Source organism: Reichenbachiella sp. (assembly GCF_965233835.1).
GTDB lineage: Bacteria > Bacteroidota > Bacteroidia > Cytophagales > Cyclobacteriaceae > Reichenbachiella.
On sequence record NZ_OZ247585.1, the window covers coordinates 1,512,884 to 1,527,861 of the forward strand.

Below are 14,978 nucleotides of genomic sequence, written 5' to 3' on the forward strand. Positions count from 1 at the left end.
TTTAATTGATTTCAATTTATGAATGCTAAATTGGACAAAACAGAAGAGAGACTCAAATATATTCGGTCAAACCAACTTCCAGTGTCACGAATTCAAAATCCGGTGTGATGTGTTTCAGTTTACTTGTGTTAAGGGCAAGAAATTCCATGCTAGTATCTTTGCGGTTTGCTGTATCAAATTTCAGCTTTTCTTTAGGGTAATCCATCAGTTTTGCAAATGTCTCTATCACTGACCTGACACTTGTTGATTCTGGGTTGGTAAAATTTAAAATGCCATTTAGACTTCTACTCTTGCTACTTAGAATAAATTTTGCCACATCATCGACGTGCGTAAACTGTCTAACCTGTTCACCAGAAGTTAGTGATACTTCTTGACCAGCTTTGAAAGATCTGGCCAAGTAAGGGAATAACCTACTTTCATTTTCTCCGACGCCATAGATGTTGGTTAAAATCAGATGCAGGTGGTTAAATGAAGATTTAGATAATTGCTCACTAATATGCTTAGTAAGTTTCTTTTTTGACTTACAATAGATGTTTGGCAAAGAGTTGTAGGAGGCAATCAGTTCTGTTTCGGTAAAGGGCTTTTTTTGATCAGTATTTCCAATTTCAAAATAGGAGCCAAAGGTGATCAACTGACCTTTGAAATTGGCCCTTTGGAGGTGATTGATCAATTGCTTTGGTTGCTCAAAGTTGAGGGCTTCGATCGTTTTTTCTGATTCGGAGTGGTTGGGCTGTATTCCTGCACCAGCACAGTAAATAATCAAATCAAAGTCGAGTAAAAGATTGATGTTTAAACTTTCAACACCATGGGAAGGGTAATCAAATGGCCATTCTGATTTCCGAGCAAACCCTATTAATTTATGATTAGAAACATGTTTTCGTATTGATTGTGCTAAAAACGAATTTGAGCCAATTATTGCAATTTTCATATCACAAACTTAACGAAGGATCTTCATTCAACATGCGTTGGATGGCTTGATCAAATTGACTTGGGTCTACATGATATTGCTCACTTTTTTTAGAGACATAATCGTCACCAATCAAATATGAATAGTTGAATTCAAAATCAATCGTAAGGTGCCAATAGTGTAAGGGAATTTTGTTTTTTGGGAAGAGTTCTAAAACACTCATTTTCCGGTCTTTCCTAAAAATCATATTAGTCAGTCCTGCCCCATGGAATCCAATGAGCCATCGTGTATTTGAAAAAAGCTCGACCTGGTTTGCTAAACTCATATGATCTGTTTGAATAGGCTCAAATCCGTGCGATGTTGCGATTGAAATTATCTCATTCAAATTCGTAGCACTTCGGTATCCCTTTCTTATCAAGAATATTTTTTTATCCGATTTGGATGTTTTCTTTGTCAACTTGGACAAACACTGGTCGACAATGGATTGTAATTCTACACTTCCTACTCGGGATCGTTTGATAAAATGTGTTTCACAAAGAACGCGTATATATTCTTCGGAGGACTGATAGATGATTTCTTGTCCCTCGAAGATTGGATCTTGGGCGATGTATGCCTGTACAAACTCAATATTTTTGATATAATCAGGCACTATCCAAGGGATATCTTTTTTATTTAGCGATTGCCAGTACTTAATTTGTGGCAAGGTATCAGCAAAAAAGTGATAGTAGTTGTTCCATCCATAATGAAAGGAAACTGCTTTATCCAACGTTCTGGTTTTTTTGAATGGATTGAGGGACCTAAGGAGCGATGGCAAGGGTGGCCAACCTGATCTTACATTGGTCCAGAAAGCATAGGATTCTGCAATTATAGTTCTTCCATGTATGGCCCAGCCGATTTGTGGTTCTATCAGGCATGTTTGGTTTACTATGGATTTATGAAATGAGACAGAAAGTTGTTGGATATAGCCTGTTAGGTCGAAAGTAGAATGCTTAGCATTGGGGTATTGCTGATTGGGAGTATAATGATCATTGACAATTAGCCAAATATTAAAATTTAGGTAAGAATAAATGCGAGTAAACATTACTTTTTTGTAGTAGAGTCGTGAAAAAAGGTGGCTTTCTGTAATTCCTATTTCTGAAGTTAACCCGTTTTTTTTGCATGTGGAAATTGGAAAAATAGCGGTATTCGCACTTTGAGAAAAGTACAAATTTTTATTGTCGCCTCCTCATAATTATTCACATCTACAATTATTACGTTTTCAGGGAACTCCGCTTGTAATTTGGAAATAAATTTTTGGTGATTGTCCCAATATTCAGACAAGAACGACCTAGAAATGCTCTTGTAGGGAATCCCGTACATATATTCTAACATTCCAATATTATTTGCTGTAAGAATTATATCGTTTTTGATATCGTAGTTTGCATAATTTTGTTTTCTATATTCAAACTGTTCTTGATAATAGTTTTGATTGATATGTTTAATTACGCTTTGTATCCAATCTTCTTTTTCCCTAACGGTGCAAATAAATCTGGTATTTGGCCATTCATCTATAATCTTCTGAATGACCTCCGGTTTACCGAACGGATTGTCGTCCAAAAAATCATATTTATCAATGTACCTTGAGAGATTCGGCATGGATAAATCCAATAACTCGTTTTGTCTGCAAATTGGAGAGCTACCCATCGATTTTTCATTAAAAATTTCAGGCACATAGTGTTTGCAATTGTATCCCAACCAACTCATGAAAATATACAAGGAAGTAGTGCCTGTTTTTTGAAGGCCTATCCCAATAATTTTTTTATTAGTGTTTTTCCGAATGAAGTACTGATATAAAAATCTTCTTTCAATAAATCGAAATGCTTTGATTATTAGGTTATTCAACATTATGCAATAAATTTTAGCGCTTTGATCGATTAATTAGGTTGTATACATCTAAATAACTTTTTGAGATCATATTCAAATCGAATTTTTTTACTGCCTTAAGACTTAACTCAGACTTATTTTCTACTAAACTATTGTCTTCGAGATACAAATTCATCAATCTTGACAAATTCTCTGCGTTTAGTTGGTCTAAGGAAATGACATCTCCTGCTAATTGGCCATCAGTACTCAACATTTCCTCAATCGACCCAATACAAGAAGCAAGTACAGGTTTGCCGCACTGCAAGTACTCAATGATCGAAAATGGCATGGATTCTACGTTGAGATATGATGGGAATAGGGCTACATGATAATGTTGGATAATATCTAGAGGTTTATTGGTAGCTCCGGTAAAAATAATATCGGAATGCTTCTCATATTGCCTTGAAAGCTGCTGTAAATATTCCCCTTCACCAGTAAGCACAAGTTTGATGCCTTGGTTAGGTTTTTTAGCCTTGAGTAGTTCGAATGCTTTGATCGCAATTTCCCATCCTTTTTCTTTCGTTCCTCTTGCCAGCATTCCAAAAACAAAATCGTCTGGTTCTATGGTATCGATCTGAAAACTGGAATTTGGCAGCCTTGAAAGGTCTATTCCATTGTAAATTTTCTTGAAAACCAGGGTTTGTGACACTTCAATGTTATGCTTTGAGAAATTCTCCTGTGTCTTGTCAGTTAATGCTATAAGTGCATTAGACTTAGAAGCCACTATTTGCATAAGATCAAGCCGATTTTTGGGGAGTGGCGTCATTCGGTAGCTGCCATGATCGGTGATTATGACTTTAATTTCTGACTCTTCAGCTATTCTGAGACACACAGAATCACAATGCTGATAATTGCTGTGAAGGATCGTTATTTTTTTCTTCTTAATGTTTCTTTTGAAGAAGAAATTTAATGTTTTGGATCTGGCATCGTATTTTGGAAAGAGTGCCTTCACAATATTATAATATAAATTAAAAAAGCGGATGGACGTTTGGTTCTTGTACGCGGTGTCAACCGGAATTCCGGATTTTTGAACAAGTACCTTGTTAAGGGCAACGGACTCTGGAATGTAGACATAAATTGAAGCGTCCACTTTGTGTTTTTTTCTTAGATTGGTAACCAGATTTTGCGCGAAAGTGAAAATACCTCCAATACTAAGATTATAAATGACGACATAAACTCTCATTTACTCTGAAATTGCTTAAAGTAGGCTGCCACTTGTTGGTCAAGGGCATCCAGCGCTGGAGTTTTGTCTATCAATACTTGTTTGTACCACTCTATGGTCCAATCAATACTTTCCATTTGTGACAAAACCGGACACCAATTGAGGTTATTCATAGCCATAGAGGAGTTCAATAGCAGTTGCTGGCTTTCATGTAGAGTATTGGGCTGGTTGTCCATTTCTATTTTGCCTGAACCCCAAATTTCTACTGCTCTTTTGGTTAATTCTAATACAGAAACTGATTCCTGAGGGTCTGGCCCAAAATTGAAAGCATTTGGTAATGATGTATTTTTCATTCCACTCGCCAAAACCAGATAGCCAAAAATGGGGTCCAATACATGCTGCCATGGACGAATACTTGCGGGGTTTCGGAGTACAATTGGGTTGTTTTGGTGGATGGCATTCACAATATCAGGAATAATTCTGTGATCAGACCAGTCTCCACCGCCAATCACATTGCCTGCTCTTGCAACACAGACTCGAACATGAGACAGTTGATTTTCAAAAAAGCTTCGTATGTATGAATCAACCACTAGCTCTGCTGCTGCTTTACTACCGCTGTAGGGGTCATGTCCTCCGAGCTTATCGTCTTCGCTGTAAGCTTTACTAGTCTCTAGATTTCGGTACACTTTATCGGTAGTAATTATCACCGCCTTACATTCCTTATTTAATTTTCGGAGTGATTCCATTAGATAAGCTGTACCTAATGTGTTTACTTCGAAAGAATAGAGTGGGTCTTCATAAGAAGGAAGAACCAGAGCTTGTGCCGCCAGATGAAAAACATAATCTGGTTGACAATCCTGAATTACTTTATCCAAATATTCCTTATTACGTATATCACCAATAATAGACTGGCAAAGACGGTCGCCATTGATACTTTGGTATAAACAATTGGCTTCTGGTGTCAGTGCATAGCCAATAACTTCTGCTCCAAGCATATCCAATACGGAAAGCATCCAAGTTCCCTTAAATCCGGTATGTCCCGTCAGGAGTACTTTTTGTCCAGCAAAGGTTTTTTTAAGGTTGTTCATCTACATTGTCAGATAGGTGTAATACTAATTTTAGAATGCGTGTTAAACTAGAGTTTGAATCCAAGTATTTTTTATTGTAGTAAGAGCTCCACTTGTTGTTTCTAGCTAGCCATATAATATCTCGTGTATCTTTGATCTTTCCGATCAAGTCTCTCTTGATAATCTGGATTTTGTAGTTCAGTGTACTAACTGAATTTGAGTCAAAAAAGCCGAACCGGTTGATGATAAATTGATCAGGGACAGTTGACCAATTCGGGTAGGAAAACTGATTGAGTTTTTTTTCCATAACCCAATGATAGCAAGGCCACTCCTTTTTATGGAAATCAGTAATACTTCCATTATTATAGCTTACATATTCATTTTGTTCTATGGTATCAACAACCATTTCTTCTGCATAGCTGTTCAACTCATTTTTGAATCTAAAAACAACTTCTGTAAAACTTTCGATATCCTTTCTGTTAGATAAGGGTAATGTCTTTACAGATAAGAAATTTTGACTTTTGTCAATTACACTTCTAAAATGCCCCATTTTTTTGCCTGTTTCATCAAACCCCAAGTAATCATTGGACTCAAAAATCAATTTCCAATCCTTTCCTTGCATGAACAGTTTATTGACCACCGTAGAATTTTTGTATATAGATAACGGTCCATGCATCCATGTATTTCTCGAGCTGATTAGATCATACTTCCCAAGCAAGGGCTTTAAAAATGTGCTTAAATCTCCCATGATCATATCTAAATCACAATAGCCCCAATATTCAAAGTCTTTGATATAGTCTTGCATGATCAGTCCATAGCCTGGTCTGAAATCACAGAATTTATAAGGCTGGATATTTTCATCGATAGTTGCAGCTGTCTTTTTTTGAGCAAGTGCACAAAATTCTGATATTGTCAATTGAACAAATTCGACATTTGGAGGCAACTCCTCGGGCGGAGTAATATCAGTTACAATTTTGAAGTTTATTTGGGAATTAAATTCAGCGCCTTTTAAGAAGATGTTGAAATATGTAGGCAAGTTTCCATAAAAGAAAATAAATAAACAGATACTAAGATTGGATCTTTCGATTTCATTCATTTGTTGCCTGTAATAATGTTTGTTAATAAATCTTAAAGGTTCAATCAAAAACTTGCTCGTGGCTACAGTTTTAAATGAAAGGTAAATTGACCGAGTTCAAATGTAAATAAACTTGCAACGAAATTTAAGCTGATTTTTTTTATTGGCGGATAAGACAATCAAGTAATTAGAGATAATGGCATTTATTAATACAAGTACTTAAAGCGAGATTAATATTTGTTGTAATTGAAAATATTTATTTATGTGTTCGCAGTTTTGTTTCTTTGGATATCAAGTTAGTAACTAATTTTCCAATTTTATTGGCAATTATTACACTTGGTTTGTCAATGCATTTAGTGAAATATTGTGATGACATGAATAGTAAAATTAGACTACCCAATATTGTTAAGACTATTTTATATGGGTCATTTATAGTTAAGTGGAGATAAAGATAGGCAGTGAAAGAACAAAAGATAGGGAGGTGTAGCAAATAGATTGCGAAGGAATTTTTCCCAAGCCACAAGAAAATGGGTCTTCTTAATACTTTTTGCAGGTGTGTTGATTTGAGAACTAGAAATATTAATAGTGAACTGAGAATTAAGTTTGATATTCCAAAATAATTCGGTAAACCAGCTAATGCTAATATGAGTAATAACAGAACAATGTTTATCCAATTATAGGCAAAAATCTTATTTATAATCAGAAAAAGAAATCCAGTTTGGGATGGTAGATGATCCATGTCACACAAAAAAAATCCTACCAAAAAGCTTGCTAGCCAATAATTGCTGAAGTAAAGAGTAATTGCAAAAATGACGAAATAAACATAATAGCGCCAATTTCTAGTTCCAAATAGAGCGAAAACTAAAAAACACGTCAAGGAACCATAAAACTCCGGTTTCATTGTCCATAAAGAAGTATTGTAGGATGTATTGACATTAAAATGAAAAAAGGTATCCCAAATCCCATCTTTAAGAGCATTGAAAAAATTCGCCTCAAAATTGTAATGTTTGTTTAGCCATCCATTTACGTACCCTTCACCTAATTGAATTGCGAGTTCATGGTGGAAAAATAACTTTTGATTAAGTAATAGATATGCTAATAGAACAGAAGCAAGTGAGGGAAACATCAATCTGAAGTATCTCTTCGTAATAGCCTCAAGTAAATAGGAAAGCTGTTTTTTTTTGAAAAGCTTGATAGATATGACATATCCACTTAACACCCAAAATACATACACTGCAAAATTGCCGTCAAAAAAAAAGCTAATAATCCCAAGCGTAAATTTAGTAAGCAGTGTAGTATCCAAATGATCTGAAAGAAATAAGGAAAGGTCTTCAAGGGATTGCACAAAAAACATTACCCTTAAGTGAGCTAAGATCACAATAATGGCAGCAATTCCTCGGAGCCCATCAAGATATTCTACTAGATCTTGGTTGCTTCTTTTAATAAGAGTTTGCGAGGTTGAATATTTATTCGAAACCATAGTTTAGGACTTCCAAATCTATAGAATATACCTCTCTTACTTTTTCAATCATTCCCTTAGTATATGCTGATTTGTAATTCCTTGACACTTTTCGCGAATTAATATGTTTAAGTTGTATTCTTCTTTTTAATTGCTTGGAAATTTCCGAAAAATCATCTTGAATAGTTTCAAAATTACCAACAAAATCTAATTCAACCTGTCCATGTTTATTCTCTATAAAGTGTTTTTGAGGTAAAAAATGTATGTACTTTTTACAGTTTTCTATTGACAGCCAATTCATTACAAAATTTTCAAAACTGTTGTATTTTGCTATGTTTTCATCAAACCATTTCTTGTCGTTGATTCCAAACCCACCTTGTTTTAAATATTCATAGGCCGAGTAGAGACGGTCCCAAGGGTTTCTGACAATGGTAAACTTAAAGAAGCTATCAAAATCACTGGGTTTTAATATTTCTTGATAATACCGTATGGTTTCATGCCCTCCTCCTAGATTGTTAAACAGGGATTGAGAGATAGCAATGCCTGCTGCTTTAGGTATATGAACAAAAATACATTTGTTGGCATAAAATGGCACGAACGACCATTCGTATCTATGAGGCTGGTACCAGTTTTTTATTCTGTACTTGAACAGTTTGAGTTTTCTGAAATAAAGATCATCACGCAATCTCAGAGCCTCTGCTTTGTGCTGCGCTACCATACTTTCCACTGTGGGTTATTTTCCCAAAGGTTTTCCAGCTCCACTTTGTCCCGGAGAATATCCATAGATTTCCAAAATCCGCTGTGTCGGTAGCTGGTTAACTCACCATCAGCCACCAGTGCTTTCATTGGTTCTTGTTCCCACATAATATTATCCATAGGGGATTGAAGGTAATCAAATACTCTCCGGTTGAGTACAAAAAAACCACCGTTGATCCAAGAGCCTTCCGTCGATGGTTTTTCAGTGAATTTAGAAATATTACCTAATTGATCGTGCGTAAGAACGCCAAATTTGCCAGCAGGTTGGATAGCAGTTACTGTTGCAATTTTTTTGTTTTGTTTATGATGCTCGACCAAGGCTTTTATGTCAATATTTGATACACCATCTCCATAGGTAAGCATAAAATCTTCTTCACCTTCTAAATACTTTTTTACTTTTTGTAGTCTTCCTGCAGTTTTGGTTTCCAGTCCGGTATCAACTAAAGTGACTTTGAAATCTTCAGAATTGTCCTTGTGTACTGTGGTGGAGTTATCTGATAGATCCACCGTGATATCTGCATTGTGAATGAAGTAGTTCGTAAAGTACTCTTTAATTATATATCCCTTATATCCTAGGCAAATAATGAAGTCGTTGTACCCATAATGACTATAAATTTTCATGATATGCCAGAGTATGGGTTTACCACCAATCTCTATCATCGGTTTTGGTTTTAAATGGGACTCTTCGGAGATTCTTGATCCCAATCCACCAGCAAATATTACAGTCTTCATTGGTTACTTATTCGTATAAAATATGAATTAATTTTTTACTTACTCTTTCTGGGAAATCACCCAAATAGGCAAGTATCTTAATAAAGGCATATATTCTTGATTTATGAAATATTGAGGTATAATTTTTTATAAAGAGATGCCAATTGATCAATAAATATTTATATCGTTCCCACATGGGTTTTCCCACAAATTTTAATTGGAAGGTATGCCATTTTATTTTGTCTAGAACCGGTTGTTTTTGATGTTCTGGCCATTGTTTAATTTCACTAAGAATTCCATGTTGCATTTGTAATTCATTGAGAATTCTCTTCTCTTTGTTTTTTTGATTTGTGAAGAAGTCGATTGTCTTTGAAATACCATTATTGTGTACACGATATGAGCTCATTACATCTTCAAAGCAATAGGCTTTCCCCTTAGTTCCCCATAATTTTTGTAATGCTTTGTCTCCAGTTGGGATTTTGGAAAACCAATCAGGAAGTGCTAGCTGGTTTCGGAATACTACACTACATGAGTGAAATAAAAATTTCCCATTGATTAATTCATTTCGACTAAATGACTGGTTATACCAACTTTTTTGACCTCCATAATTTAAGATACTCTTGTTGTAACTATCAACGACATCTACGTTATGAAAACAGAACGAGTATTCTGGATTATTTTCCAAAAAGTCCACCTGTTTTTGGAGCTTATTGGGATCGGTCCAGTAATCGTCGCCTTCGAGGTAGGCCACGTAAGTTGTAGTTGGAGCACTCAAAAGATCAATAGAGTTTTGTGCTGGTCCTAGATTTTTGTTCTGAAGAATCAATTGAAGCTTTTCCGGATGCTCTGCCTTATATCTTTGAAGAATATTGTCTGTACCGTCTGTAGAACAATCATCAGCGACTAAAATGGTCCATGAAAAGGAGGTTTTTTGTTTTAAAACACTGTCTAAAGCTTGTTGTATGTAAGCAGCATGATTGTAAGTAATTACACAAACGGTGACCAACGGAGTTGTAGATGGCATCGAATTATCCCTTTTCGCAAACTAAGAAAATACTCGAACAAAGATCTGGGTATTGTTGTCCCAATTGAAAGCAGCCCTCAAGGTATTCGTCTGAAATAATGTCGGTTTGAAGTAGCCTGTCCCACTGAAAATTGGCCAATGCCTTAAAGAAAATTCCAGATCGGTGAATTACACGCAGTCCGCCTTCCCTTGCATCTCTTTCCAAAGAGTCAAGTGTATAGGTGATGCGATGACCATGTTCTTCTTCGGCAGGTGTTACGGCAGTATTATGGCTTATCAATCCCATTTTTACAGCAATTTGTCTGGAAGGGGCGTTGGCATTTGGGCATACAAGAAAGAATCGACCATTATCTGTCAACCATTCATCGTTTATTCTTTTCATTAAACCAACTGGATCATCCAAATGCTCTAATACATGAGTCAATATGATGTTGTCATATTTCTCAGGAAGTTGGACATTTTCGAATAGATCATGGTGGTATTTTATGTTTCCGTCTAATTCAGCTTTGGCCTTATCAATGGCTTCGCTTGAAGCCTCTACACAGGTGATGTCATCAAACAATGGCATCAACCTTTTGGTAAAATCGCCTTTAAAACTCCCCAATTCAAGTACATTTTGTGAATTAAAAAATGGCTTGAAAGATTTAATCATAAATGGATGCATTACATCAAAGTCAAAGTTGTAGGCGTACTTGTGGTCTTTGGTATCTTTTAACTCCTGGTTGTAGTCTCTGCTCATTTTATAATAATGTTTTTCTCAGAAGAAGGCTTTGATTACCTTCTGTTTTTTTCTCAAAATTATTTTTAAAATAGAATCCGGTGGCTCTCTTGTTTATTTTTTTTACTTCGAGCTCAATTGTTGTTATGTCCGCGTTACTCAGATATTCAAGTGTATAATTCATTAGTTTTTGAGCTAGACCAGTTCCGGTATACAATGGTATAACACTGAAATTAGTAATAAATGCGCTTTTTAGTTCCTTTTTCAAATAGAAAGCAGACAGTGCAACTAGATCATTGTCAGTCCAAAACTCTAATCTTGTTGCATGCTCAAAGAGCTTTTGGGCATATTGACCCAATTCTATTGTTTCAGATAGCGGTGGCTTAAAACTCTCATCACATATCAACAAATGTTTAAAGATGTCTTCGGTCGTGCTTAAATTTTCGAAAAAAGTATACTCAGGCATTATTCATGGATTCTAATTTTGCCAGGCCAAAACCTTGACGACCAAATTCATTACCATTGTACAACATATATACCTGTTCGTCTAACTGAAATACATGAGGGTAGCACATCATTTCGCTATCCCATCCAGAATCACTTTTCTCAAGGCCGCCCAAGTTGTCATCCCGCACCCAATCTAGTCCATTTTGGGAATAGGCGTAGCCCAATCGATATCCTCGATCAGGGTCTCTTCTGAAATCAGTTGCCTCTCGGAAGCAAAAATACATATGAAACATGCCACCCAATCGAATGACTGTAGGTAGTGCCTGGCATTCGTCGGGGCCCAAAACGTCACCAATGACAGATCTGCCTTCCTCTTTTTCCCATTGAATGCCATTTTTGGATTGTGCAAATCCAATTTTGTAAATTCTTGCTGGGGGCTCGGTGCTTGTGGCAGGCTTCCATTTCTCTCCGTAGATATACCACATGTAGAACTTGTCGTCTATAGGTAATACAAATGAATCTCCTACAAGCATGGCTTCTTTGAGTGAGGAGCCTAACACAGGGCCGGGACCTATTCGGGTAAATGAATTGCCATTGTCTTCACTTATGGCCAATCCAGTAGCCGTCTCTACGGGTACGGAAACCCGTCGGCTCCAGCCGCAGGTATATGCATAAATCTGGTTGCCAACCCGTACTGGACTAAATGGGAAGATACCGTGCTCATCGAATGTACCCAGTTCACCAAGAGGAAGAACTTCCTGTGGTGAAATGGCCAGTATGTTGATCATATCTTTTGCAAAATCAACATAAAGCACCCGGCTAAGGAACATTGGGCCGTTGCCTTCCTTTTCACGTGAAGAGAAATAAACGCGAACTCTATCCTCAAGAACTATTGCTTGTGGAGATTGTGCAAATGATTCACAATTGTTGGGCAATCTATGCTCTGTAGGGTCAAAAACCTTACCTAATTTTCGCCACTTCATAATCTTTAAGTTAATGTTCCAGGGACTAACCTAGCCAGTCCAAAACCCTCTTTCCCTACGTCATTCCCAAGATAAAACAAGTAAATTTCTCCGTCTAGTTCAAAAACATTAGGGTAGGAGATCATTTCGTCATCCCAGCCACTTTTAGATATATCAATTCCCGCTTGACTGTCATCTCGAGTCCAGTTTATCATATCTGACGAATGGGCATAACCGATTCGGTAACCAAATTTTTTACCTCTATAGTTGAGCCCATGACGAAAGCTGAAAAACATATGATATTTACCGCCATGATAAATTACATCCGGGCTTGCCTGGGCTTCATTTTCTAAGATATCTGGAATAAGATTTCGATTGTAGCGAGTCCAGTCCAGTCCATTGTCAGAAGTGGCCATCCGAATACTATAAATTGGTTCAGGTTTACCTTCGTCAAGTATCCATTTCCGGCCGGCGATATACCAAAGTACCCATTGATCCTGGAATCTTCGAATTTTAGGCCCACTCAGAATGAATGGTTCATCGGGTGTGTAAGGTAATATGGGACCTTCGCCTATCTTCTCAAATGTACGTCCATCATCTTTGCTTATGGCCATTCCGATAGCCACATTGAATGGTACTGATGCGCATCGCGTCCATCCTGCATAATAGCATACATAATGACCATCTTGATTTTTTATTACAGATACTGGGTATATTCCAAATTCATCAAATGTCCCCAATTTACCTAAGGGTAATATTGGGTGCTTTGACCTGCCAATGATTTTGGTAAGGTTGTTTCTATCTAGATCTACATAGCCCGAATTGCTCACATATTGACCATTTGTCGGTTTTGGCCTTGTAGAAAAATAAACCCGAACGAAATTACTGTGTACTACCGCACAAGGTGCTTGGGCAAAAGTTTCAGACCATGTACTTGTACCATCTTTTTGAGGACTAAAAATTAATCCAATTTTTTCCCACTTTGCCATATCAAATTAGTTCGAAGTCATTATGAATCAAATTAGATAACTCTTGCGGCGAGTTAAACATCATAGCGTCTACTACAGAAAGACCTGGAACAAATTCATTTTCAAATTGTGGATAGATAGACAAATTTGATCTCAAGAAATTCAGCTTCATACCCTTTGCTTCAAATTGTTTCTTGTCATAAAGCTCTAATCCACCAATTGGATTGATGTAGTGAGTTGCTTCGTTTGCCTTGCAAATAGCCAAAACTTTATCACTAGATTTTAATTTGTTGTCGAAAGGTATATCAGAAGATACAACCAATGGAGTGGTGATGTTGAAATGACTCATTAATTGCTTTAGACTAAATTGAATAAATTTAAATAGGTTTTGTTCATCATATTCGAATATACCCTTTAGTAAATCATAGGTCTTATCAAATTCCGGGGCTTTTTTGTAGCTGTTATAGATTTTGGCGAGCAGTTTTTTTCTTTCTTTCGGCCAGTGATCGGCTAAAATTCGATCTTTGATGTTGAGATAATCCGAATCCTTTTTGAGGGGAAGCGTAATTGTTTGTGCATCGTTATTGACCAGTATTCTGTTGCGATTGATCCAACCTTTTTTTGTATACTGGACTTCATCATAGATCACAAACACATCAACCAAGTTCATCAACTGGAAGTAGCCTAAATATGGCAAAAAGTAAGGTTGCATGATGGCAATTCTCATTGGGCGGCTTTCTTGAGTGTCTGTTTTATAATCTTAGTTATTTGTTTAATTTCAGTTCCCTGCAAATTATAATACAAAGGCAGGCAAAGAATCCGGTTAGCAATGTCGTCTGAGATTGGACACTTCATTTGTTCTACATAGCTCAAAGTGGACAAGGAAGGGTAAAAATATTTCTTAGGATAAATTTCCTGATCACCAAGTGCTTGGGTTATCATTTGACAAACCTCAGCCGACGGCCATATCACTGGGAAGTATGAGAAATTGTATTTGGCTTTTGCATTGATAACCGGGTAGTCAATATTTTCTTTAGGCAAATGCTCAATGTACAATGCCGAATCACTCTTTCTTTTTTCTAATATGTCAGCTATGTAGGGTAGATTGGCCAGACCCATGGCCGCATGGAATTCTGAGTTTTTTCCGTTTATGCCCAACTCTACAAAATTACCAGGTCCAGAATGACCAAAATTTTTCATATGGTAAATTTTTTCATTTAGTGCCTGATCCTGGGACATTACTGCACCGCCTTCTATAGTATGGAAAGTCTTGGTTGCATGAAAACTGGCAATACTGATATCTCCGAAGCAAAACACAGACTTGCCCCGGTACATGGTACCAAAGCAGTGTGCTGCATCATATATTACCTTCAAGTCGTGTTTTTTTGCGATCTTGTTAATGGCATCAATGTTACACGGGTTGCCAAAAACATGTGTGGCTAATATAGCCGTTGTGCGTGTAGTAATGGCATTTTCAATCTTGTTAGGGTCAATATTTAGTGAATTTGGATCTATATCTGCAAAAACTGGCTCGCATCCTTCCCAGACAATACTGGAAGTGGTAGCGACATATGAAAATGGGGTTGTAATAATCTCACCTTCCAATCCTAGAGCTTTAACGGCTAATTGCAATCCTAATGTGCCATTAGCTACAAATTGTACGTAATTCAATCCCAAGTAATCTTTTAGTTTTTCTTCAAGTTGTAGTGAAAGTGGACCCATATTGGTAAGCCAATTCCTTTCCCATATACCGTCAAGGTATTTTTCGTATTCTTCCTTTGGAGGAAGGAATGGCTCTGTCACTTGAATTTTTTTCATAA

General features: G+C 36.7%; 16 protein-coding genes. All 16 read right to left on the reverse strand.

Annotation, left to right across the window (positions count from 1 at the left end; translation table 11 throughout):
- Nucleotides 1-52: 52 nt before the first annotated feature.
- Nucleotides 53-928 carry an NAD-dependent epimerase/dehydratase family protein gene (locus ACO6S2_RS06505; protein ID WP_422361708.1) on the reverse strand — a complete coding sequence of 292 codons (876 nt, stop codon included), beginning with the start codon at nt 926-928 and terminating at the stop codon, nt 53-55.
- Between the two features lies 1 nt (nt 929).
- On the reverse strand, nt 930-1,988 hold the full coding sequence (locus ACO6S2_RS06510; protein ID WP_422361709.1) for a glycosyltransferase family 61 protein: 1,059 nt from the start codon (nt 1,986-1,988) through the stop codon (nt 930-932).
- 59 nt (nt 1,989-2,047) lie between these two features.
- Complete coding sequence (locus ACO6S2_RS06515) at nt 2,048-2,791, reverse strand: sulfotransferase (protein ID WP_422361710.1); 744 nt, start codon at nt 2,789-2,791, stop codon at nt 2,048-2,050.
- 13 nt (nt 2,792-2,804) lie between these two features.
- On the reverse strand, nt 2,805-3,992 hold the full coding sequence (locus tag ACO6S2_RS06520; RefSeq protein WP_422361711.1) for a glycosyltransferase family 4 protein: 1,188 nt from the start codon (nt 3,990-3,992) through the stop codon (nt 2,805-2,807).
- Nucleotides 3,989-5,059 (reverse strand): CDP-glucose 4,6-dehydratase, encoded by a 1,071-nt coding sequence (gene rfbG, locus ACO6S2_RS06525; protein ID WP_422361712.1) that lies wholly within the window; start codon nt 5,057-5,059, stop codon nt 3,989-3,991. The genes ACO6S2_RS06520 and rfbG overlap by 4 nt, the downstream gene beginning before the upstream one ends.
- Entirely contained in the window at nt 5,046-6,134 is a 1,089-nt protein-coding gene (locus ACO6S2_RS06530; RefSeq protein WP_422361713.1) for a DUF6625 family protein, read from the reverse strand. Before ACO6S2_RS06530 ends, rfbG begins: the two co-directional genes overlap by 14 nt.
- Before the next feature lie 235 nt (nt 6,135-6,369).
- Nucleotides 6,370-7,593, reverse strand: a complete 1,224-nt coding sequence (locus ACO6S2_RS06535) for an acyltransferase family protein (protein ID WP_422361714.1) — start codon at nt 7,591-7,593, stop codon at nt 6,370-6,372.
- Nucleotides 7,580-8,290: a sulfotransferase family 2 domain-containing protein gene (locus ACO6S2_RS06540; RefSeq protein WP_422362436.1), complete on the reverse strand. Its 711-nt coding sequence runs from the start codon at nt 8,288-8,290 to the stop codon at nt 7,580-7,582. Before ACO6S2_RS06540 ends, ACO6S2_RS06535 begins: the two co-directional genes overlap by 14 nt.
- Entirely contained in the window at nt 8,284-9,060 is a 777-nt protein-coding gene (rfbF, locus tag ACO6S2_RS06545; protein WP_422361715.1) for a glucose-1-phosphate cytidylyltransferase, read from the reverse strand. The genes ACO6S2_RS06540 and rfbF overlap by 7 nt, the downstream gene beginning before the upstream one ends.
- Before the next feature lie 7 nt (nt 9,061-9,067).
- Entirely contained in the window at nt 9,068-10,063 is a 996-nt protein-coding gene (locus ACO6S2_RS06550; RefSeq protein ID WP_422361716.1) for a glycosyltransferase, read from the reverse strand.
- Nucleotides 10,064-10,067: 4 nt separating this feature from the next.
- Nucleotides 10,068-10,802 carry a class I SAM-dependent methyltransferase gene (locus ACO6S2_RS06555; protein WP_422361717.1) on the reverse strand — a complete coding sequence of 245 codons (735 nt, stop codon included), beginning with the start codon at nt 10,800-10,802 and terminating at the stop codon, nt 10,068-10,070.
- A gap of 1 nt (nt 10,803) precedes the next feature.
- Entirely contained in the window at nt 10,804-11,247 is a 444-nt protein-coding gene (locus ACO6S2_RS06560) for a GNAT family N-acetyltransferase (RefSeq protein ID WP_422361718.1), read from the reverse strand.
- Nucleotides 11,240-12,211: a hypothetical protein gene (locus tag ACO6S2_RS06565; protein WP_422361719.1), complete on the reverse strand. Its 972-nt coding sequence runs from the start codon at nt 12,209-12,211 to the stop codon at nt 11,240-11,242. Before ACO6S2_RS06565 ends, ACO6S2_RS06560 begins: the two co-directional genes overlap by 8 nt.
- 5 nt (nt 12,212-12,216) lie before the next feature.
- Nucleotides 12,217-13,179 carry a hypothetical protein gene (locus ACO6S2_RS06570; protein WP_422361720.1) on the reverse strand — a complete coding sequence of 321 codons (963 nt, stop codon included), beginning with the start codon at nt 13,177-13,179 and terminating at the stop codon, nt 12,217-12,219.
- A gap of 1 nt (nt 13,180) precedes the next feature.
- Nucleotides 13,181-13,885 carry a WbqC family protein gene (locus ACO6S2_RS06575; protein WP_422361721.1) on the reverse strand — a complete coding sequence of 235 codons (705 nt, stop codon included), beginning with the start codon at nt 13,883-13,885 and terminating at the stop codon, nt 13,181-13,183.
- Nucleotides 13,882-14,976 (reverse strand): DegT/DnrJ/EryC1/StrS family aminotransferase, encoded by a 1,095-nt coding sequence (locus tag ACO6S2_RS06580; protein WP_422361722.1) that lies wholly within the window; start codon nt 14,974-14,976, stop codon nt 13,882-13,884. The genes ACO6S2_RS06575 and ACO6S2_RS06580 overlap by 4 nt, the downstream gene beginning before the upstream one ends.
- Nucleotides 14,977-14,978: the final 2 nt, after the last annotated feature.

Coding starts and splice junctions, on each gene's coding strand:
- ACO6S2_RS06505 (WP_422361708.1), bottom strand. CDS start 928: ATGAAAATTGCAATAATTGGCTCAAATTCGTTTTTAGCACAATCAATA.
- ACO6S2_RS06510 (WP_422361709.1), bottom strand. CDS start 1,988: ATGTTTACTCGCATTTATTCTTACCTAAATTTTAATATTTGGCTAATT.
- ACO6S2_RS06515 (WP_422361710.1), bottom strand. CDS start 2,791: ATGTTGAATAACCTAATAATCAAAGCATTTCGATTTATTGAAAGAAGA.
- ACO6S2_RS06520 (WP_422361711.1), bottom strand. CDS start 3,992: ATGAGAGTTTATGTCGTCATTTATAATCTTAGTATTGGAGGTATTTTC.
- rfbG (WP_422361712.1), bottom strand. CDS start 5,059: ATGAACAACCTTAAAAAAACCTTTGCTGGACAAAAAGTACTCCTGACG.
- ACO6S2_RS06530 (WP_422361713.1), bottom strand. CDS start 6,134: ATGAATGAAATCGAAAGATCCAATCTTAGTATCTGTTTATTTATTTTC.
- ACO6S2_RS06535 (WP_422361714.1), bottom strand. CDS start 7,593: ATGGTTTCGAATAAATATTCAACCTCGCAAACTCTTATTAAAAGAAGC.
- ACO6S2_RS06540 (WP_422362436.1), bottom strand. CDS start 8,290: ATGGTAGCGCAGCACAAAGCAGAGGCTCTGAGATTGCGTGATGATCTT.
- rfbF (WP_422361715.1), bottom strand. CDS start 9,060: ATGAAGACTGTAATATTTGCTGGTGGATTGGGATCAAGAATCTCCGAA.
- ACO6S2_RS06550 (WP_422361716.1), bottom strand. CDS start 10,063: ATGCCATCTACAACTCCGTTGGTCACCGTTTGTGTAATTACTTACAAT.
- ACO6S2_RS06555 (WP_422361717.1), bottom strand. CDS start 10,802: ATGAGCAGAGACTACAACCAGGAGTTAAAAGATACCAAAGACCACAAG.
- ACO6S2_RS06560 (WP_422361718.1), bottom strand. CDS start 11,247: ATGCCTGAGTATACTTTTTTCGAAAATTTAAGCACGACCGAAGACATC.
- ACO6S2_RS06565 (WP_422361719.1), bottom strand. CDS start 12,211: ATGAAGTGGCGAAAATTAGGTAAGGTTTTTGACCCTACAGAGCATAGA.
- ACO6S2_RS06570 (WP_422361720.1), bottom strand. CDS start 13,179: ATGGCAAAGTGGGAAAAAATTGGATTAATTTTTAGTCCTCAAAAAGAT.
- ACO6S2_RS06575 (WP_422361721.1), bottom strand. CDS start 13,885: ATGAGAATTGCCATCATGCAACCTTACTTTTTGCCATATTTAGGCTAC.
- ACO6S2_RS06580 (WP_422361722.1), bottom strand. CDS start 14,976: ATGAAAAAAATTCAAGTGACAGAGCCATTCCTTCCTCCAAAGGAAGAA.